The 20193-nt window shown below is 40.7% G+C and carries 18 protein-coding genes; 5 read left to right on the top strand and 13 right to left on the bottom strand.

Annotation, left to right across the window (positions count from 1 at the left end):
• Position 1 precedes the first annotated feature (1 nt).
• From FFR60_RS03695 to FFR60_RS03670, 6 genes are all read right to left on the bottom strand, one after another.
• A complete protein-coding gene (locus FFR60_RS03695; RefSeq protein WP_249354941.1) occupies positions 2–703 on the bottom strand; it encodes an ABC transporter permease in 702 nt (233 codons plus the stop codon).
• Positions 703–1620: an ATP-binding cassette domain-containing protein gene (locus FFR60_RS03690; RefSeq protein WP_137663069.1), complete on the bottom strand. Its 918-nt coding sequence runs from the start codon at positions 1618–1620 to the stop codon at positions 703–705. Before FFR60_RS03690 ends, FFR60_RS03695 begins: the two co-directional genes overlap by 1 nt.
• A 292-nt stretch (positions 1621–1912) precedes the next feature.
• Positions 1913–2644, bottom strand: a complete 732-nt coding sequence (locus tag FFR60_RS03685; RefSeq protein WP_137663068.1) for a response regulator transcription factor — start codon at positions 2642–2644, stop codon at positions 1913–1915.
• Complete coding sequence (locus FFR60_RS03680; protein ID WP_137663067.1) at positions 2641–3993, bottom strand: sensor histidine kinase; 1353 nt, start codon at positions 3991–3993, stop codon at positions 2641–2643. Before FFR60_RS03680 ends, FFR60_RS03685 begins: the two co-directional genes overlap by 4 nt.
• Positions 3994–4572: 579 nt before the next feature.
• The gene (locus FFR60_RS03675; RefSeq protein WP_249354940.1) at positions 4573–6342 is read right to left on the bottom strand and encodes a hypothetical protein; all 1770 of its coding nucleotides are present in this window, start codon (positions 6340–6342) and stop codon (positions 4573–4575) included.
• Between the two features lie 32 nt (positions 6343–6374).
• Entirely contained in the window at positions 6375–6911 is a 537-nt protein-coding gene (locus FFR60_RS03670) for a GNAT family N-acetyltransferase (RefSeq protein WP_137663065.1), read from the bottom strand.
• Between the two features lie 427 nt (positions 6912–7338).
• On the opposite strand from FFR60_RS03670, the gene FFR60_RS03665 reads away from it, so the two are divergent.
• Positions 7339–8769 (top strand): basic amino acid/polyamine antiporter, encoded by a 1431-nt coding sequence (locus tag FFR60_RS03665; RefSeq protein ID WP_137663064.1) that lies wholly within the window; start codon positions 7339–7341, stop codon positions 8767–8769.
• Positions 8770–8807: 38 nt separating this feature from the next.
• Here the strand turns inward: FFR60_RS03665 and menA (FFR60_RS03660) are convergent, their stop codons facing one another.
• The 4 genes from menA (FFR60_RS03660) to pplA form a co-directional block, all read right to left on the bottom strand.
• Positions 8808–9794, bottom strand: coding sequence for a 1,4-dihydroxy-2-naphthoate polyprenyltransferase (gene menA / locus FFR60_RS03660; RefSeq protein ID WP_137663063.1), 987 nt, complete (start codon positions 9792–9794; stop codon positions 8808–8810).
• A gap of 77 nt (positions 9795–9871) precedes the next feature.
• Positions 9872–10822, bottom strand: a complete 951-nt coding sequence (menA, locus tag FFR60_RS03655) for a 1,4-dihydroxy-2-naphthoate polyprenyltransferase (RefSeq protein ID WP_137663062.1) — start codon at positions 10820–10822, stop codon at positions 9872–9874.
• Positions 10823–11887 carry an FAD:protein FMN transferase gene (locus FFR60_RS03650; RefSeq protein ID WP_137663061.1) on the bottom strand — a complete coding sequence of 355 codons (1065 nt, stop codon included), beginning with the start codon at positions 11885–11887 and terminating at the stop codon, positions 10823–10825.
• 168 nt (positions 11888–12055) lie between these two features.
• Positions 12056–12955, bottom strand: a complete 900-nt coding sequence (pplA, locus tag FFR60_RS03645; protein ID WP_137663060.1) for an extracellular electron transfer flavoprotein PplA — start codon at positions 12953–12955, stop codon at positions 12056–12058.
• Between the two features lie 255 nt (positions 12956–13210).
• Between pplA and FFR60_RS03640 the strand changes: the two genes are divergently transcribed.
• From FFR60_RS03640 to FFR60_RS03625, 4 genes are all read left to right on the top strand, one after another.
• Positions 13211–15166 (top strand): FAD-dependent oxidoreductase, encoded by a 1956-nt coding sequence (locus FFR60_RS03640; protein ID WP_137663059.1) that lies wholly within the window; start codon positions 13211–13213, stop codon positions 15164–15166.
• A 97-nt stretch (positions 15167–15263) separates the two neighbouring features.
• Positions 15264–15677 (top strand): NusG domain II-containing protein, encoded by a 414-nt coding sequence (locus tag FFR60_RS03635; RefSeq protein ID WP_137663133.1) that lies wholly within the window; start codon positions 15264–15266, stop codon positions 15675–15677.
• 11 nt (positions 15678–15688) lie between these two features.
• Positions 15689–16231 (top strand): Gx transporter family protein, encoded by a 543-nt coding sequence (locus FFR60_RS03630; protein ID WP_137663058.1) that lies wholly within the window; start codon positions 15689–15691, stop codon positions 16229–16231.
• A 20-nt stretch (positions 16232–16251) separates the two neighbouring features.
• Entirely contained in the window at positions 16252–17238 is a 987-nt protein-coding gene (locus FFR60_RS03625) for a polyprenyl synthetase family protein (RefSeq protein WP_137663057.1), read from the top strand.
• A 44-nt stretch (positions 17239–17282) separates the two neighbouring features.
• Here FFR60_RS03625 and FFR60_RS03620 read toward each other — a convergent pair whose 3' ends face one another.
• The 3 genes from FFR60_RS03620 to FFR60_RS03610 all read right to left on the bottom strand — a co-directional run bounded on the left by FFR60_RS03620 (position 17283) and on the right by FFR60_RS03610 (position 20189).
• Entirely contained in the window at positions 17283–17636 is a 354-nt protein-coding gene (locus FFR60_RS03620) for a DUF1634 domain-containing protein (protein WP_137663056.1), read from the bottom strand.
• On the bottom strand, positions 17636–18484 hold the full coding sequence (locus FFR60_RS03615) for a sulfite exporter TauE/SafE family protein (protein ID WP_137663055.1): 849 nt from the start codon (positions 18482–18484) through the stop codon (positions 17636–17638). Before FFR60_RS03615 ends, FFR60_RS03620 begins: the two co-directional genes overlap by 1 nt.
• A gap of 130 nt (positions 18485–18614) precedes the next feature.
• A complete protein-coding gene (locus FFR60_RS03610; protein ID WP_171004858.1) occupies positions 18615–20189 on the bottom strand; it encodes a phosphatase PAP2/LCP family protein in 1575 nt (524 codons plus the stop codon).
• Positions 20190–20193: the final 4 nt, after the last annotated feature.

The following is a 20193-nucleotide window of genomic DNA, read 5'->3' as shown; positions in this document are numbered from 1 at the left end:
TCTAGAGAATATCTTGACTTTCTATGTGGCGAAAAGTGAAATATACAATGGTTAAGCCGACTAATGCTAAAATTCCTGGAATAACTAAAAGTTGCACCATATTTACTGTAGCTGCACCGTCTGAAACAGTCGCGTTCACTAAGAGGCCGATAATTACTCCCCAAGTAATAGTGGTCGAACTAGATTTTTTTTTCATTCCAAAATAAAGTGGGATAAGACTTAAGCAAGCTGTCATGATTGATATGGTAATAATTGTAGGGAACGTATTGATGACATCTCCCAGTTCCAATAGTTGTGGAAAAAGTTCCAGCTTTGGATTCACCATGAATGTCAGCAGGCTAATCACTATCGTTGAAAATAGAATGCTTACAAAACAAAATCCCATAATTAACATTAGCTTACTCTGGATGACGTTCTTTCGATTTACAGGATACGTAAATAATACTTGAAGTGTTTTATTCTTGTACTCATCTATCACCAGACGAGAGAGCAGTACGGCAGAAAAAATGACGAACACGACTCGAATAATGATATTAACAAAAGACATATAGCTATTAAAGTTAGTGAACATCAACTCCCCTTGATTTTGGGCCATCTTTGCCATAAATGCCGTGATCAAGAAGATCAACACTGTAGCAATAAGCGTCGTTTTAAAGTATTTGGATAAACGATTCTTTTTCCATTCAAGTTTCATCAGTTTCATTATGCTGATTCCCCGCCTTTGATTATATTCAAAAAGTATTCTTCCAATGTTTCTTGATGTTGCTCAATTTTCAAAATTTTTAGATTCGCTCTAACCAGTGATTGCATAACTGAAGACTGGTCAACTTCTGTATTTTTCAGATAAAGTGTCTTACCAACTTGCTTAATTTCAGGATTGCCAAACTGGTCTTCAAGTACCGCTATGGCTTTTTCCGGATTGTCAATTTCCAATACTAATTGACTGGTTCCGTTTGCTCTAATCTCCGATAACTGGACTTCTCTCAAGAGCTTTCCCTGATTAATAACTCCAATAGTGTCGGCAATACACTCAATCTCAGAAACGATGTGACTAGAAATCAGAATAGTCATCCCATGATTATTTTTTAGAAACAACAATAATTCTCGAATTTCTTTAATTCCAATTGGATCAAGTCCATTAATCGGTTCATCTAAAATCAAGATTTCTGGGTCTGTTAAGATGGCCCTAGCAATTCCTAATCTTTGGCGCATCCCAAGTGAAAACTCAGTTACAAGTTTTTTACCAACGGATTTGAGTCCAACAAGTTCTAAGACCTCTTCAATTCTTGTGTTGCTCATTCGATCATTATATTCACTATGCAGCTCTAGATTTTCTTTGGCTGTTAATTGATTATAAAAAACAGGCGTTTCGATAATATTTCCAATTTTTTTTAAATATTTGTATGATTTTTTTTGAATCAATTCTTTATTTATTCGAACTTCTCCTGCCGATGGTTTTACTAAATTTAATATCATTTTCATGATAGTCGTTTTCCCTGCGCCATTGGGTCCTAAAAACCCGTAAATCTCTCCCTTTTTAATATCCATATTGACTTTGGAGACAACCTCCTCATTCTTGTATAGTTTACTAACTTCGCTAATTTCAATCATCGTTGTCATATTTGCTCCCCCTATAGTCATTTCTTAAATCCATCTTATTCAAAAAAAAGAGGGAAAAGAATTCTATTTCATAAACGGATACTCAAATTGCTTGAAAGGTAAAAAAAAGACAATACACATCTGTGCATCATCCTTTTCATTTATATTTACACCTGTTTTTATCAGTAACTCAATAGTATAGCCCTTGTGATAATACGCCTGTCTATATCACGAAAACAATCGACTCGTTGCTTCAACTGAGAATCTTCTTACTAAAAAAAATGAACCAATAGAGCAACAAAGCTTTGCCGCTCTACTGATTCATTTTATTTAATAATTCTTTCATCGTCCTTCGTGAGACATTACATTCATCTTTATTCGGAAACATAATCAACCTATTAGTCCGATCAATAGAGACGATATTTGCCAAGTTTACTACAAACGCACGATGGCAACGAAACAAGCGAGTATCTATGTTTTCAAATTCACTCAATTCTCCATAAAATTCAGTAATTTTATTTTTGCTTACCAAACGTAATTTATGAGCAATTCCCGTAGTTTCGAAATAATAAATATCAGAATATGGTACTTGCAGATTTGTAAACTTATTCTTAAAAATCAAGGCATCATCACTAACACTTTTTTCAATCCTCATGTTTGCTAGTAAAAGGCACTCCCTGATTCTTTTGATGATTGTCTCTTCCTTTTGATCTTTTTCAATAAAATCTAACGCCGATACTTTGTATGCAAAAGTCAGCGGAGCCATTTCAGAATGAGTAGTAATAAAAACAATCGTTCCAAAAGGATCTTGCTTTCGAATTCGTTGGGCAACTTCCAACCCGGTTTTATCGTATTCAGCAATCTCTAAATCCAAAAAATACAAATTGTGAAGACTCGCGAGTGTTAAATTTTCTAATAAAACATCCGGTTTGGCAGTAACGATTAAATTTTTATAGGAGATTTTTTCCTCTTGAGAAATTCTTTCTATAGTCCGTTTTAAGTTTTGTTGTTGAAATAAATCATCCTCTAAAATAAATATGTTCATAAATCATTCCCCGCAATCTTAAGCACTTGAGAGAACACTTGCTGGTCACTACTGGTTTCTAGAAAAAGACTTGTATCGTTTTTTAGAATTTTTTGAACCGTATGCAAGCCTATACCGCGCCCTGTTCCTTTAGATGAGTAGCCCATGTCATTAATTTTCTTTATATCTATTAATTCAAGGATACTATTCTCAATAATAATAGTAACTGTCTTTTCTTCCTTAAACATCGCGATTCTAATCCAAGAATCGTTTATTTCTGAAGTTGCTTCAATTGCATTATCTAGCAAATTTGAGAGCACTCGAATTAGGTTTAATAAGTCTGTATTCACTTTATCGATCGGTTCTACTACTTCAACGTGGATATCAATTTTATTCTGTCTAGCAATCAGTAATTTGGCAGAGATCAAACTTTTTATCTCAGGGATTAGAATATTACTAAGTCGAGCAATCATGAAATGATTGGTTTGAAAAGTCTGTTTTGTTGGTTTAATGACAGACTCATATATCTCTTGAACTCTCTTTATATCTTGATTTTTAATTCCATCATCTAAACTAGTCAGTATATTGATATAATCATGCTTAAAATGATGAATCTCCTCATACAATGCTTCCACATGCTTTGTATACTCTTGCAATTGAAGTAACTGTTCATCTTTTAATATTTGGATTTCTTTTCTTTTTTGTCTTTGGAAATGTATATTTAGCAATAGCAGTGAAAAAACAACAACCAGAAACAAAATCAAAATTAGCAAATTACTCTGCCAACTGACTATTTCGGTCTGATTTCCAATCGTTAAAACCCTATATAAAAGTCCCATTACTGTAAATAAGATGATAACTAAAACAACGAGTGAGAAATCATTAATTTCCCTAAACGACTTTAAAGGATACTCTGGATATACTTGTTCTAACATTTTTATAATCAGATAATTGATAATAGATGGCATCATCGCAACTAAAAGATATAGCACCTCTATCGGAATAAAACTCATCAATGAAAACAAATATTCTAAGGGCGCCGCAACAATATATCCCAAAAATGAATTCATTAATAATGCATACAGCGCGTAAAAAACACTTATCAGTTGGAATCCCATTTCTTTAAAGTATCCGATCGCAATAAACAGTGCCAGAAAAAATAGAGCACCCCAAACCCCAAATGTTTTCCTGAATTCAAAAGTAAAAAAAAGCATACTTATCGGATAAATTACTAATTCGCTTTTTGAAAAAGAGTAACCGGAAACCATTTTAAATATCAGAAAGAAACTGATTACTTGAATTGAAATAATTAATGTATAGATTGGATTATCTCCTTTACATTTACCCCTATCTCCTAGGTAATAATACACGAAAACTACAAAATCAAAATTGGTATTATTCTTCTGCGCTATGAAGTAAGCTGCAATTACTATACTATCAATAAACTATAACAAGTGAAACACTCCACATAGAATCTTATAAAGTAGGAGTTTTTAAAGTAAATCCTTAACCTCTAGCTACTGCCATTTACTTCATGAAACGATTGTGTCGCTAGGCGCGAGTTCTTTCTTAATTATCGATATTAGCAGCTTATTGTCTTTATGATAAATTTTGAAAAAGGAGAACCTGCGAAAAAAATTCGCAGGTTCTCCTTTTTTGGTCTAGTTCTACAAAAAAAGTGCAAAAAAAAAAGATACTTATGAAGCAAAGTATCTTTTAAAAAATTTTCCCAGTTCTTATGGCGTAAATAGTTACGGAAATTAGAATGAACAACGCCAACATTTCTAGTAGAAAGTCGGTGGTTTTTACTTCGTTTTTCGAAGTGTTCCTCTCTCGTTTCATTGCGCTATTAGGGCCCTCCTTATCTTTTACAATGCAAGGATAGCAAACCATTGGTATAGCCGCGTAACAATTCCTAATGAATTTAATTAGAATACTATTAGCTGAATCTAATTTAAACTCACTTTATCTTCGAATAATTTGTTCTGTACGTTTCTGACAACCAGCGCCACGCCCAGCAATTCAATCACTTGGATCAACGGTACACCAGCACCTGTATAGAAAAACATGAACAAGCCCTTGCCATTTGGTGCCCAAGTCGCAAACCAAGATACCCCGAATAGATAGACCAGATAAGTCAGCAGCAGGCCAAGAAAAATAATCAAATAGTCCGCTAGAACTTTACGAGTCTTTTTATTTTTGATATAGCCCGCGGTGAAAATCACCATCGCGCCCAAACTAACCAGCAGGAGCACAGGTGAAACAATCCGATAGATCCAAATGATCGCTGTGATGATCCACACCGTCACTTTCGTCCGCTTCGACTCTGCCGCCATTCCTTTTTTAAGCGTAGAAACAGATTTGACATTCAGCAGATCGAGAACCACCTCAGCTGGTTGATCCGGCATAAAGATCGAACCGCCATAACTGGTCTGATAGCTTTTGTAAAGCGTTGTTTCTAAAATACCGGCACCCATGTAGCTGAAAACTTTCCCCATATCCTCAAGCTTCTTTCCATTACTCTGCTTTGATACGAAGAACATTTTTTTCTTTTTCAGCTCGCCAGACTTGAAGCTCTCCTCCAGCTCTTGGTTGATATTTTTAAAAATTTTTTCATTTGCAGCGCCGTCCTTATACAGACCTTCCTGCTTAAACATTTCCCGCAAGGCCCAGACAAACATATCGCCAGGCAGCTCATCGTTTTTGACTGGCCAAGCATCCGGCCAAATCGATTCATTCCAGATCCATTCGATCCCCTTGCGATATTTCGCAAAAGTCGGTGAGACCTTCTGCGCTTCGGCAAAGGTCTTTTTCGACACCCAGATCCCGCTGTTCTCAGCTACGGCTTCAGAATCATAACCGCTATTATCAATTTGAATCAAGTTTTCCGTTAATTTGGCAAAAGACGTTTTCGTCCGATCATTCGTCGTAAAGATGCCGTAGTGATTTTGATTCACCTTAGAGATCAGCAGCGATTCCCCCAGCGTAAAAATCAACGGCGCGATCAGCAGTAAAAGATTACCGACAAGCTTTTGCTTGTTCGCTGTCTTCAACAGCTGCCAAATACGATTGAGCCCTTCCTTCAACGATGAACCCAATGGCTGATCCTGTACGACGATCCCAAAAAACGTGCAAAAAGTCGCAACGATATAAAGCGGCAGCAGCCAAATCGAATCCTCCCGCAAATACCAGAAAAAAGGAAATGCGATCGTTACTAATATTGACCATGGAAGGCGTTTTTTCAGCGTCTCTTTTCTTCTTAAATAAAGCCCAAGAATGCCAGCTAAAACAAAAAGCACCGCCGCAAAAACCAGGCTATTCCGATAAACCCGCAGCGAAAAATCTGAGGTCAAGGTCGCAGGTGAATAGATCAAAAATAAGAAACCTAACCCGCTCAAATATTTATTTTTAATCACTGGCGCCAATGCTTTGACAATGGCAAAAGCCGCCCCAATATTGACTAAACATAAAAACAATGGATACGACAAGTGTGAAAAATGATTCACAAGCAAAAAGAAAGTGAAGGATAATCCTTTCGTCAGCGTCCCGGTCCCATATGTTCCCAGCCATTTCCCGTCCAAAATACTCAATGCCTGGTTAATAGAAAGTGCGTCATCATAGCCTGCCTGCATATAGATTTTGATCGGCATCGTTTCCGCGATCAACACTCGAAAAACGATCGCAAAGACAAAGACACCCAACATGACTCTCCCCATCATCGCCGGATTGCTCTTTATTCGTTTCTTTATGTTCATAGCTTAGAAAAAGGGATAAACGCAGGCAGCTTCCCTTTGGTCTCCGTCAAAAATTTCTGCAGCCAAATAACATCATGCCACCGCTCAAACTTATAGCCGATCTTTGGAAAGTTCGCGACCTCCTGATAGCCAAGTTTTTCATGGAATTTTATACTTCCTTGGTTCCCACCTGTTATACAAGCAGTTAAAATCGCGACGTTTTGCTTACTTAATGTCTCTTCCAACGCTTGATACAAGAGCTTTCCTGCACCATTCCCACGTTTTTCACGATCCACATAGACACTGACCTCCACTGACCAATCATAAGCGGCTCTGTCTTTGTAAGCATGCGCATAAGCATAGCCTAAAATCTCTCCGTTTTCCTCAGCAATATAATAAGGATATGTATGGAGCGTTTCTTGAATTCTCTCAGCGAAGTCCTTTTCACTCGGTACTTCATAATCAAAAGTAATTGTTGTTTCTGTGACATAAGGCGCGTAAATTGCGACTAACGCAGACGCATCCTTTGGTGTTGCTACTCGAATCTCAATCATCTTAGCCCCCCTCGTTGGTTCAATTTTATCACTCTGACAAATAAAAAAACACCCTCTCTAAAAAGGTTACACCCTAAATCTTAATATTTATTCTATTTTTTACATTCAAACGAATCATACTAGCTGACAGTTAAGAATGGTATTAATAACATACTATTTTTTCTTTTAGCAGCTTCTGCAACATTAGGTTTGTTGACTCGTTAAAAATGAAGCAAAAGAACGGCATCATTTGAATTAGATTATAATTAAATGGCACTTCTTTAAGTTAAGTCGATGGAGTTTCACTTCCCCCTTATGGTTATTTTTAAGTAAATATGCTTATATAGAAAGAGTGTTTCTTATTAAGCTTTCGTCTCATTAAGGGCTGGAGTATAAGAAGCACTTGCAGTAAAAAATGCTTTATTACTATAAACTGGGAGAATTATTTATGGAACAGAATCAAGTACCTGACAATCATACGAAGGAGATGAGCTTGTTAGGCTTAAGCATGATCGTGATCGGTTCAATGCTGGGAGGCGGCGTCTTTAATTTGCCTAGCAGCATTTCTCAATCTGCTGGTGTCGTTGCTTCATTATTAGCTTGGCTGATTACTGGCGTTGGCGTTTTCTTTATCGCGAAGGTTTTTCAAACTCTTTCAAAGGAAGAACCGGGGATTATCGGGGGAATCTATTATTATGCCAAAGACGGCTTTGGCGATTATGTCGGTTTCAACTCCGCTTGGGGCTATTGGCTTAGCAATATTATCGGCAATGTTTCTTTTGTCATTCTATTTTTGGATGCCCTAAGCAAATTTATTCCTTCGATCGGCGGTTCTGGCGGACAGATTGGTTTGTTTTTAGGCACCTTTATGATCTGGGGTGTGATTTTTTTAGTTGCTCGCGGGATTCGAACAGCCAGTCTATTAAATACCATCGCCACAAGTGCCAAGGTCGTTCCGATATTATTAGCGATTTTTCTTTTATTTATTCATTTTAAATACCGCACCTTCTCAATGGATGTTTTTGCCAAAAATATGATGATGAATGGCAAACAGCTTGGCAGTGTTCCGACGCAAATCCGTCATGCGATGCTGCAAACGATGTGGGTCTTCGTCGGGATCGAAGGGGCTGTCGTTTTATCAGGACGAGCAAAACGTGCCCGCGATGTCGGCCGCGCAACGTTGATCGGCTACTCTACGACACTGGCGATTTATGTCTTGATCGTAATGCTGAGCTTCGGTTCGCTGCCGCAGGAACAGCTGGCGAATTTACCAAGCCCTTCATTAAGCGGCGTCCTGCGTGCATCGACTGGCGCTTGGGCTGGCAGCATGATCAATATCGGTGTCATCATTTCTGTATTGGGCGCTTGGATATCCTGGACGATTTTGGCTGCCGAAATTTCTTTTGACGCCGCTCAGGATAAAATGTTTCCCGCCTTTTTAGGCAAAGCCAATAAACAAAATGCACCCGTGAACGCTTTAATTCTGAATGGTGTCATCATGCAGATCGTCTTTTTAATCTCGCGCTGGGCGATGGATGCCTTCCAAGCAGTGACCGATACCGCGACAACCATGGTTTTAGTTCCTTACGTTTTATCCGCCGCCTTCTTATGGCAGATCGCTAGAGGAAAAACGCACAAAGGACAGCAATTCTTGGCGATTGGCGGAATCGTCTACGGAATCTACATGCTCTATTCATCAGGTATCCTGAATCTGCTCTATTGCATCGGCATTTACGCATTAGGCTTCGTCTTCTGGTTGTGGAACAGCCATACATATCATCGCCCGGTCTTCGCGACCAAGCGTGATAAAATTTTATTTGCGATCGTCACCAGTTTAGGCGTACTCAGCTTGATCGTCTTTCTAATTCAATTAGGGTAAAAAAAAGGAGTCAGTGATCAAAACCACTGACTCCTTTTTTAGATAAACTGTAAAATCATCGTAACTAAAAGCCCTAACGCATAGCAGCTATTAAACACGATCAGATTTTCCACCGCCATCGGAAATGTTTTGTTCTTAATCTGCTCCTGCGTGAAAATCCTAGTCTGTGGAATCACTTTTAACAGACTGATAAAAGTCAGCAGGATCGGCCAGTGATAAATGCCGACGATCAGCCCAACCAGAATCACGCCGTAGCAGCTGTACATCAGAACATTGAATAATCTCACGCTCCACTTGCGCCCGATATAAAACGGCAAAGTATAGCGATGATTCTCAACATCCTGCTCCAAATCACTAATATTATTCGCCAACATGATATTTGCGATCGTCAGCACCAATGGCAACGCCGCCCAGATAACCGCCAACACAGCCATCGTATTACCTGTTAAAGCAAAACGATTAAAATCCAGTTCCAGATAAAACAACCGCTGATCGTAAGTATTCAAATAAATCGTGATGGCAAAAATTCCCAAACCTTCTGTTACGCCGCTAAAAATTTCGCCCAACGGCATCCTCGAAAGCGGGATCGGACCATACGTATAAAATACGCCAACAAAAAAGCACGCTGCCCCCATCGGTAAAAGTAGCCACCCAGTTTGGACCACCAATATCAAGCCTACGATTGCCGCAAAACCTACCAAACTAAAAATGAGCCGCTGGATCTGCTTTTCTGATAAATTTTCCCGACCGATAAGATTCTCTTCATATTTGTATTTTTCCGAATGGGCCTTGATAAAATCCATATAATTATTGATCGCCGTGATAGCTAAATCAAAGGCAAACATGCCGAAAAAGAAAAAAAGCGTCTTTCCCGGATGGAAGGAATGAAAATACGTATTCGTAAATAAAACAGCGATCACAAAAGGAAAGATTCCGGCAAACTTTGTGCGAATCTGCACGAGTTCAAAGAAATTTTCTTTCGTCATTTTATTTTGAGTCGCTTTTAGCCTCTTTGTATTGTCCATAATGACCCCTTAACTCATTTTTTTCCCGCAAATTCAACCACCACATAAAAGCTATGTGGCGGCATCGAAATTTTCACTTAATTAATAAATTGCCAAAGCAACGTAACCAACAGCCCCAATGCATAGCAGCCGTTAAAGGTCACTAAATTTTTGATCGACATCGCAAAGGTCTTGCTTTTGATCTGTTCCTTCGTAAAAATTTTCGTTTGCGGATACACTTTGACTAAACTTACAAAGGTCAACAGAATCGGCCATTGATAAATACCCGCGATCAGTCCAATCAAAATCGCCGCATAAGAACTATACATTAAAAAATTAAATAAGATCACGGCGTTTCTTTTCCCTAAATAAAACGGCAAGGTATATCGATGGTTCGCAATGTCCTGCTCCAGATCACAAATATTGTTCGCCAGCATGATGTTGGCGATCGTCGCGATCAAAGGTAAAGATGCCCACACAACAGCCAACGCCGCAGTCGTGCTTCCGGTAAGCGTAAAATGCTTCAAATCCAGCTCCATGAAAAAAAGCCTTTTATCATAGGTATTCAAATAAATCGTGATGGCAAAAATTCCCAGCCCCATCGTCACCCCGCTGAAGACTTCTCCTAAAGGCATACGGGACAGCGGAATTGGACCGAACGTATAAAACACGCCGATGAAACAGCAAGCACAGCCCATCACTAAAAGCAGCCACCCCGTTTGGACAGCTAAGGTGATCCCAACGATCGCCGCAAAGCCGATCAAGCCAAAAATAATCAGCACAACAGTCCGTTCAGACAGCTGATCTTTCCCGATAATATTTTCTTGATATTTGTATTCTTCAGAATGTGCTTTGCGAAAATCCATGTAATTATTGATCGCGGTCGTCGCCATATCAAAAGCAAGCATTCCAAAGAAGAAAAAGAGCGTCTTTCCCCAATGAAACGAATGGAAATAAGTATTAGTAAACAGGACTGCGATCAAAAATGGAAACAAGCTCGCTAATTTGGTGCGGATCTCCACTAAATCAAAAAAACTTTCTCTTGTCATCTATTTCATATCCTTATCGTTGCCCATCGTGTAACCAGCTTCCTTATTCAATTCAAAAACATCCTTCAAGCCGGAAGTGACATAGACCTTATCGTCTCGCGTTACAAAAATCGCCTCGGTATCCTTCAAGCCTTCTACATATTTCATGCCTTCTTTGACACCCATTGAAAAGACTGCAGTGGAAAGACCATCCCCGTCGATCGATTTTTTCGATACGATCGTCACACCAGCGATGTCATTATCAAAAGGATATCCTGTCTTAGGATTAAACAAGTGATGATAGGTTTTGCCGTCAGCTTCTAAATAGCGTTCATAGATTCCCGAGGTCACCAGCGACATATTACTTTCGGGAACGCTGCCTAGAATAACATTGCGGGCTTGGTTTGGATCTTGAATCCCAACCGTCCAATCTTCCTTTTGATCCCCCCGCGGACTGTGCCCTAGAACATAGACATTCCCGCCGAGGTCGATGATCGCAGTCGTTACATCATTTTCCTTCAAAACTTTGACCACTTCATCTGTGATATACCCTTTAGCGATCGCACCTAAATCCAGCTTCATGCCCTTTTCTTTCAAGTAGACCGTTTTATCCGTCTCATTAAACTCTACATCGTGATAATTAACCCGCTTCAAGGCTTGGTCGATCTCACTTTGTTCAGGTTTGCGAGCATCAGGGAATCCGATCCGCCACAATGAGGTGATCGAACCGATCGCCATGTCAAAACCGCCCTTAGAATCTTCACTGTATTTGTAGGCTTCCTTCAATAGATAGTACATATCGTCGGTTACTTTGACCGGTTTTATGCCAGCCTCTTGATTGATCTCATCGATCTCTGAACCTTCTTCGTTCACGGTGATTTTATCAGCTAATTCTTTCACTCGAGCAAAAGCCGGCTTTAATGCTGCTTTTTTGCCGTCATCATAGACCCGAATCTGGACATAAGTCCCCATCAAAAACTGTTTATCGTCATATGGTTTCTCATTTATCTTAGGCTGATCATTGCCGCATGCCGTCAAAGCAATGACGATCAATCCGAAAATCATCAATAATGCACGTTTCTTCACGTTCATACTTCCTTTATCTATTCAAGATTTTGTCACTTTATCATAGCGTGTTTAACCCATACTTTCAAAGTATTTTAGCGAATCCCTTCATATAGCAGTATGGATGATTCGCAAAAAAAGAGCTGGGGAACCCCCAGCTCTTCCAAGCTCCCCTAATTGATAAAGGAATTAATTTTTAGTTACGATATTGTCTACTTGGATCGCTGTCGTATTGCCTTTTTCAGCAGCATTCACTAATTGCGCAGCGTATGTTTGGAATACATGTGATGAATGAGTCGCACCAGTTACCACTTCAACTTCAGCAGGTGTGCCCTTTTCAACTAAACCTTTGTTCAGGTCTTCGATGTATTCTTTCGGACCGACGCCGCTTTTAGCTTTCATGTTCTTTTCGTAGTCAGCGTCATCTTTTTTAGATTTGCCATCTTTGTCGACCATGTCAAAATTCGATTCAGTGATTTTTCCGCCAGCAACCGTCATATTGAAGACTGTCCGGTAGCCGTTAGAGTAGTTCTTTTCTTCTAATGTATACGTGCCATCCTTCAATTCAGCGCCATTGTCGATTTCGATTGTTTTCGTATCGCCAGCTTGAGCTGCTTGAACCAACTGTTGTGAGTAATTTTTAAAGGCTTCACTTGAATGTGTTGCACCAGTAACCACTTCAACTGCATCTGGATTTTGCGTTTGTTCTAAAGATTTATTCAATGCTGGAATGTATTCTTTAGGACCCGTTTTCGTTTTTTCTTTCATGTTCTTTTCGTAATCGGCATCCTTTTGCTTGGACTTGCCGTCTTCATTTAAATAATCATAGTTAGATTTCGTGATTTTACCGTCTTTGACAGTCATGTCAAAAACTACGCGATAACCATTTGAATAGTTCTTTTCTTCAAGTTTGTAGGTGCCGTCTTTCAGATCACCGCCTGCTTCTTTTTCCGCTGGTTTTACGGCTTCAGAAGAGCTCGCTGAAGAACTTGATGCTGACTCTTTATCATTGTTTCCGCCACAAGCAGCCAATGCTAGTGTAGTAAACGCTACCACAGCAAATCCTGATACTATTTTTTTCATTTTCATGATTAAACTCCACCTTTTTCTTTTTTTGTGATTCATTAAACAAGAATCATTCTAAATCACTTATTTAAGTTTGTACATCATTTTTTATATTTATCCTATTTTTCTAATTAATTTATTAAAAAAGGCGCTTAATTAGTTTAACTTAATTCTAATAGACAAAAAAATAAACTAAATGTATAATGAATTCGATTGTTCAGGCATTATCAATTTATTATTATTGTGCAGTCATTATCATTTAGAAGGAGCGGATTATCAATGGCACAACAGAAGATTGTCGTTGTCGGTGCAGGTTATGCAGGTGTCGCAGCAACGAAATTCATGTCCAAAAAGTTAAAAAAAGACGACGTTGAGATCACGTTGATCGATCGTCACTCTTACCATACAATGATGACCGAATTACACGAAGTGGCTGGTGGACGCGTTGAACCAGAAGCGGTTCAATACGATTTACAGCGGTTATTTGCCCGCAGGAAAAATGTTTCACTAGTTACTGATACAGTCATCGGCATCGATAAAGAGAAAAAAATCGTCAAAACTAAACTAGGCAAGTACCCCTTTGATCAATTAATCATCGGTATGGGCGGCGAACCTAACGACTTCGGTACTCCCGGCGTCAAAGAACACGGCTTTACCTTATGGTCAATGGAAGACGCGATCAAAATTAGAAAGCACATCGAAGAAACTGTCGCAAAAGCAGCGCTTGAGCCTGATGAAGCGACTCGTCGTGCGATGTTGACCTTTGTTGTCTGTGGTTCAGGCTTTACTGGGATCGAAATGATCGGCGAATTAATGGAATGGAAAAAAGTTCTGGCAAAAGAGCATAAATTACGACCAGAAGAATTTACTTTGATGGTTGTGGAAGCCCTTCCGACGATTTTGAACATGCTTGATCGTAAAGACGCAGAAAAAGCCGAACGTTTTATGATGAAAAAAGGCATTCAATTGAAGAAAGGCGCACCGATCACTGAAGTTACAGCAGATCACATCGTCTTAAAAGATGGCTCACAGATCCCAACCAATACGTTGATTTGGACTGCTGGTGTCAAAGGAACGACAGATGCTGCTGATTTTGGCCTGGAAGCAGCACGCGGTCAACGGTTGTATGCGAATGAATATATGCAAGCTAAAGGCTATGAAGATAAAGATATTTATATCATTGGTGATTTGGTTCACTATGAGGAAAATGGCGATGGCCGTCCGACTCCGCAGATCGTTCAAGCGGCTGAACAAACCGGACACACAGCAGCGGCCAACATTGTAGCCAAGATCAAAAACACACCAAAACACGAATTCAAGAGTAACTATCAAGGTTTCATGGTTTCGATTGGCTCTAAATGGGGCGTTGCCAACTTGATGGATAAATTCCACATATCGGGTTTCTTGGCAATCGTCGTTAAACATTTAGTTAATTTGTTGTACTTCTTTACGATTCGTTCGGGCTATTACATGTTCCAATACATGATGCACGAGTTCTTCCATATCAAAAATGATCGCAATGTGACCCGCGGACATTCTTCTCGTTACGGAAATGTTCTTTGGAGCGTTCCATTACGTGTCTTCTACGGTTCAATGTGGTTAATTGAAGCCTCGAAAAAAGTAGTCGGTGACGGCAGCTATTTGAATCCAAGCTCTTGGTTCGGCAGCGGCTCATGGTTTACCGATAAAGTGGTCTTCCCTTTCCCTTGGCTGCAAGAACAAGTAACAACTGGTGCCTCAGCAGCCGGAGCACACGCGGCGGAAGCTACAACTGCGGCTACTGGTGCTGCTGGCGGAGCAACGGATGCAGCCGCTAATGCCGCAACACATTTTGGTCTTAGCTATGCTTTCGGTGAAAATCCAATGCCGGTCTTTGAAAAAATGCCCCACTGGTTCGCCAACATCATGGAATTCATGATGCCGAATCGAGATGTTGCCTTATTCATGCAAAAATTTATGACCTTCGTGGAAATCGGTATTGCGTTAGCCTTGATCTTCGGATTGTTTACTTGGTTAGCCAGTGCTGCGACAATCGGTCTGACCATTGTCTTCTGTCTATCAGGTATGTTCTATTGGGTCAACATCTGGTTTATCTTTGTTGCCTTTGCCTTAATGAATGGCTCTGGTCGCGCATTAGGTCTGGATCGCTGGGTCATTCCTTGGATCCAACGAACTGCCGGCAGATGGTGGTATGGAACACCGAGATCAATTTACGGAAAAAACAGTTCCAAGTAATTTGAGTAATATTGAAGGAAAGTTCTAAAGGGCTTGTATCCCTCTTTAGAACTTTCTTTATGTTATGATAAGAGAAAAAATGAAAGTGGTGTACACATTGAAACTGAAGGATTTTGCTAAAAATAGTTTACTTCGGCCTTGGGATGGCATTATCGTTGTGATCCTTATTTTGCTTTCCTTTGCTCCTGTCGTGGTCTTCAGTCTCAATCGTGTATCGAGTCCTACACAAGAGGCGGTCCTTTCGGTCGATGGAAAAGAACTCAAAACCTTTGACCTTTCGAATAAATCACAGACTTACACCTACCGTTATGAAGATAAAGACGGCGACTATAATCTGATCGAGGTCAAAGGAAATCGGATTCGGATCAAAGAAGCAGATTGCGGGGATCAAATCTGCGTGCGCCGCGGCTGGATCGATCAATCTGGCGAGACTATCGTCTGTCTGCCGCATAAATTAGTGATCGAAATCAAATCCTCAGACGGAGGGGAGCCCGGCAGTGTTATTTACTAACTGCCCTTACTATGAATAAAACACAAAAGCTGATTTACATAGCACTCCTAGTCGCACAAGGGGTAATCTTGGGCCTTATTGAGAATATGTTTCCGTCCCCTTTCGCCTTCGCGCCTGGAGCAAAGCTGGGACTCGCCAATTTAATTACGATCGTAGCGATTTTTACGATGCCTAAAAGAGACAGCTTCCGTTTGATTTGGATGCGTCTGATTTTAACGACCCTTTTAGGTGGGACTGTCTCGACTTTTTTATATAGTATGAGCGGCTCACTCTTGAGCTATTTTGGTATGCTTTTAGTAAAAAGCCTCGGACCTAAACGCGTCAGCATCATCGGCATCAGTGCCGCCGGCGGTTTTCTTCATAATGTCGGACAACTGCTGGTCGCAAGCTGGATTGCCCAGTCTTGGACCGTCATGCTCTATTTGCCGGTCATGTCCCTCTTGGGTATCCTTGCCGGGATCGTGATCGGGATTGCAGGAAATTATCTGCTGGTCCATGTCCGGGCGTTGAACAAATTTCAAGTAGATTATGAATTGTCTAAAAAAAATAAATAAGGATCAGGAGGGTTTCAAAAATGAAACTTCATCCCATGTGGCAAGAATACCCTGACCTTGCTAAACAGTTAACAACGACCCTTGAATTAATGGAAAGTGTCGTCAAATTAAAAAATAAAAAAGTAGAAGCAGCCGTACTGGATATGATCCAAGCAGGCGGCAAACTGTTGCGGCCGGCCTATCAGCTCCTATTTTCGCAATTCGGTCCCGATCAAGATGAAAAAAAAGCCACCTCGCTGGCGGCTTCTATCGAGATGCTTCACACAGCGACGCTGATTCATGATGATATCGTCGATGAATCAGCATTACGACGCGGACTGCCAACGATTCGTTCTGCCTTTGGGAATGATACCGCGGTGTATGCGGGGGATTATTTGTTCATTTGCTGTTTCAAGTTATTGTCCGATTACTCGACTTCTTTGAGAAGCCTGCAATTAAACTCCCGCAGCATGGAAAAAATCCTAGATGGTGAATTAGGCCAAATGGATGATCGCTACAAGCTTGATCAAACGGTCGCTGAATACGTGGAAAATATCTCAGGAAAAACCGCTGAGCTTTTTGCTTTAAGCTGTTCCGTTGGGGCTTTCGAGAGCGGCAATAGTGAGCGCTTCGCAAAAAAAGCTGGTACCATCGGATTAAATATCGGTATTGCCTTTCAAATTATGGATGATCTGCTGGATTATCAGGCAGATGCTGCGACATTGGGCAAGCCGGTCTTAGAAGATGTCCGGCAAGGCGTCTATTCGTTACCCTTGATCTATGCGCTGAATCAAGAAAAGGAACAATTGCGTCCCTACTTGGAAAAGAAAAAGCAAATGACCGATGAGGACACGCTTCAGGTTCAAAAGCTGGTGCAGCAATTAGGCGGTGTCGCTTACGCGCAACAGCTGGCTGCAGATTACACTGAAGAAGCGCTAAAAGATATTCGAAAATTACCAGACAACTTCTTTGGTACAAAGGAAACGCTTGAGCGCTTGACTAGTCAAATTTTAACGAGAAAAAGTTGAGATAAAATACTCCGACAGCACCTTGCTGATCGGAGTTTTCGCTTTTAATTTTCGACTAAACCAAAACTCATCCCAATCACTAAGATAATCAGCACGATAATGGTAATAACGACATATAAATAATCTTTTTCTTTCGCAAAAGCGAAAATCGAAACGACTACCCGCAAAACAGGCGTTAGTATCAAACAAAAAAGTCCCAACATGATGAAGGCTTCCCCATTTAATTGCAGCAAACCTTGGAAGATCAGAGGCAAACTATTCGGCACTTGCGTAGCAGTTGGTAAGAAAAACAATAATATCATTCCAAGCAAAATGATCCCAGCTGAAACAACTACACCGATTCGTAAAATATACCCGATGGAACGTTCGATTTTCAGCATTTCTTCTTTATTTTCCATTAGCTGATCACCCCAAATCCCCGCAGAACCATTTGGATTCCCATAAACAATAAAATCGGAATAAAGATCATTCGGATCACGATTGGTTTTAGCCGCGTCATGATTCGAGAACCGATCGTCGCACCGATTAAGACTCCTAAGGCTAACGGCGCTGCGATTTGCGGTAGAATCGCTCCGCTGAAAAAGTAAACCATCGCAGAAGCGGCCGCAGTTACTCCCATCATTAAATTACTGGTAGCACTCGAAGGCTTTAAGGGCATTTTCATGATAGTATCCATGGCGGTTACTTTGAAAACACCACTGCCGATCCCTAATAAGCCCGATGCAATTCCCGCGCCGAACATCATGGCAAAGCCGCCAGGGACTTTTTCAACCTGATAATCGATTTGCTTTTCCAGTACCTTATCATAGTAGGAGCCGTTCAGCTTTAATTTTTCCGCCAAAGAGTCGCCCGTCGATTCAGTAACTGGCTTATCCGATTTGCCCCGCAGCTTTTGAATCATATTCACGACTGAAAACAACAAAAAGCCGCCGAATAAAATAAATAAGAAACCGGTCGGTACCACACCTGAAAGCAAAGCCCCCACGATGGCGCCGATCGTTGTCGCGATCTCTAAAAACATCGCCACACGCAGGTTCAACATATCATCCTTCAAGTAAGCGATCGTCGCACCTGAACTTGTCGCGATCACGCAAACAATACTGGCTGCGATCGCATATTGGATATCCAATCCCATCACTAACGTCAAAAAAGGCGTTAAAATAATTCCGCCGCCGATCCCCAAGATCGACCCTAATATTCCGGCCAAGACACCGACTATAAGTAATAATCCTATTTGACTAAGCATAATTTCCCGCCTTTCTGCTGTTATTATAGCGCAACTTGATTTCAAAGCAGAAAATTTAGCCGGCGTATTAGATATTCCAATGAATCACTTTAGCAAAATGAATCATTCGGAAAGTCTTTCGTTGATGGCATTATTTATCTTCTATGTCTAATTGCTTATGCAAAAGTTCCTTCACACGATCCACTTCCTCCTGCGGAATTTTTTGATAAGATATCCCCTCTTCCCCTGTAACGCCGTCGCCGGTGAAGCCTTCGCCTTGAACCTGCTGGCTATCAATTTTTGTCAGACAGGAATGGTAGCCTGTCAAAATTTTCTGCATTTGATCAAAGGTTAGATCGGTCTTTCCATTTTCTCCAATGCCATCTAAAATTTTTTGATAGCTGAAAATACTTTTCGTTGAGAGTATTTTATTGATCAACAATTCCATTACCTCTCGCTGCCTTCCTTGGCGTCCATAGTCGCCTGTGGGATCTTCATAGCGCATGCGTGAATATTGCAGCGCCTCCCAGCCGTTCAAGTGTTGTTTTCCTTTGGGATAATCAATTCCCTCCGCCGAAAAAGCAAAGTCATTATCTACCGTGACACCGCCCACCGCATCGACTAGCGTCTGCAAGCCATCCATATTGACTGAGACATAATGATGAATCGGAATGTCTAAAAATTTTTCTACCGTATTCATGATCATCTCCGGTCCGCCGATGGAATGCGCATGATTGATCTTATCCTGATAGTCCGCTCCGACAATCTCTACAAAGGAATCTCGCGGAATACTTACTAAGGTCGTTTCTTTTGTTTGATTGTTTAAAGTGGCGACCATGATCGTATTCGCGCGAAAATCCGTTTTTCTTTTCGCATCATTTGCGATCCCTAAAATTAAAATACTCATCGGCTCAGTTGCTTCCGGTGATTTTAATTTTCCTGTCCGTTCGATGGGCGAATACATGGAATCCGCCATTTTTTGCGAGCTATGATAAAACTTTAGCGCAAAAACACTGGCGCCCGAAACAAGCACTACCAAAACTGCGATTGCACTCAATAATACTTTCTGCCAGGTTGAAAAGGCGGATTTTCTTGTTCGTGTTAAGCGCGGGCTGCTCTGCTGCAAATAAGGATAAAACAAGCCGGCAGTCCCAAAGGTTAGACCGGCACCAAGAAACAGTCCCGTCAGGATATCGCTAAAATAATGCACCCCTAAATAAAGTCGGCCGCCGGCAATCGTGATTCCTAACAAAATCAACACGAGCTTGAGGAATATCGGCTGCTTCTTCTCTCTGAAAAAATAAATCAAAAACAAGGAACAAATAAACGTCATGATCAGCAGTGAATGCCCGCTGGGAAAACTATAGGACGAGCGTGCAATATACTGTACTTGATCCGGCCGCGTTCGTTGAAGCAGCTGCTTCAACAAATATCCGACACCACTGGTCAAAAACAGATTTCCAAGACCCCAAACAGCCAACCCTTTATAATTGATCCGCAGCAGGAAAATCGCAAGAACACTAAAAATGACCAGCATCGGACCAATCGTTGCGAACGTTGCGGCCACGCCTGCAAAAACTGTTAAGTAAGGAATATCCGGTATTCGATGTTGGATAAAAAGATTATCCAGACTATTGAGCCACTGCGCGTCCATTGCCACCGCCGTAGTTAAAATGATTGCTAGCAACAACGCGCCTGCGCTGCTAAGAAAAAGCTTTTTTCGCATAATT

It is taken from the genome of Enterococcus hulanensis, from assembly GCF_005405485.1.
GTDB lineage: Bacteria > Bacillota > Bacilli > Lactobacillales > Enterococcaceae > Enterococcus_A > Enterococcus_A hulanensis.
This window is presented reverse-complemented; position numbering and strand designations above follow the sequence as displayed.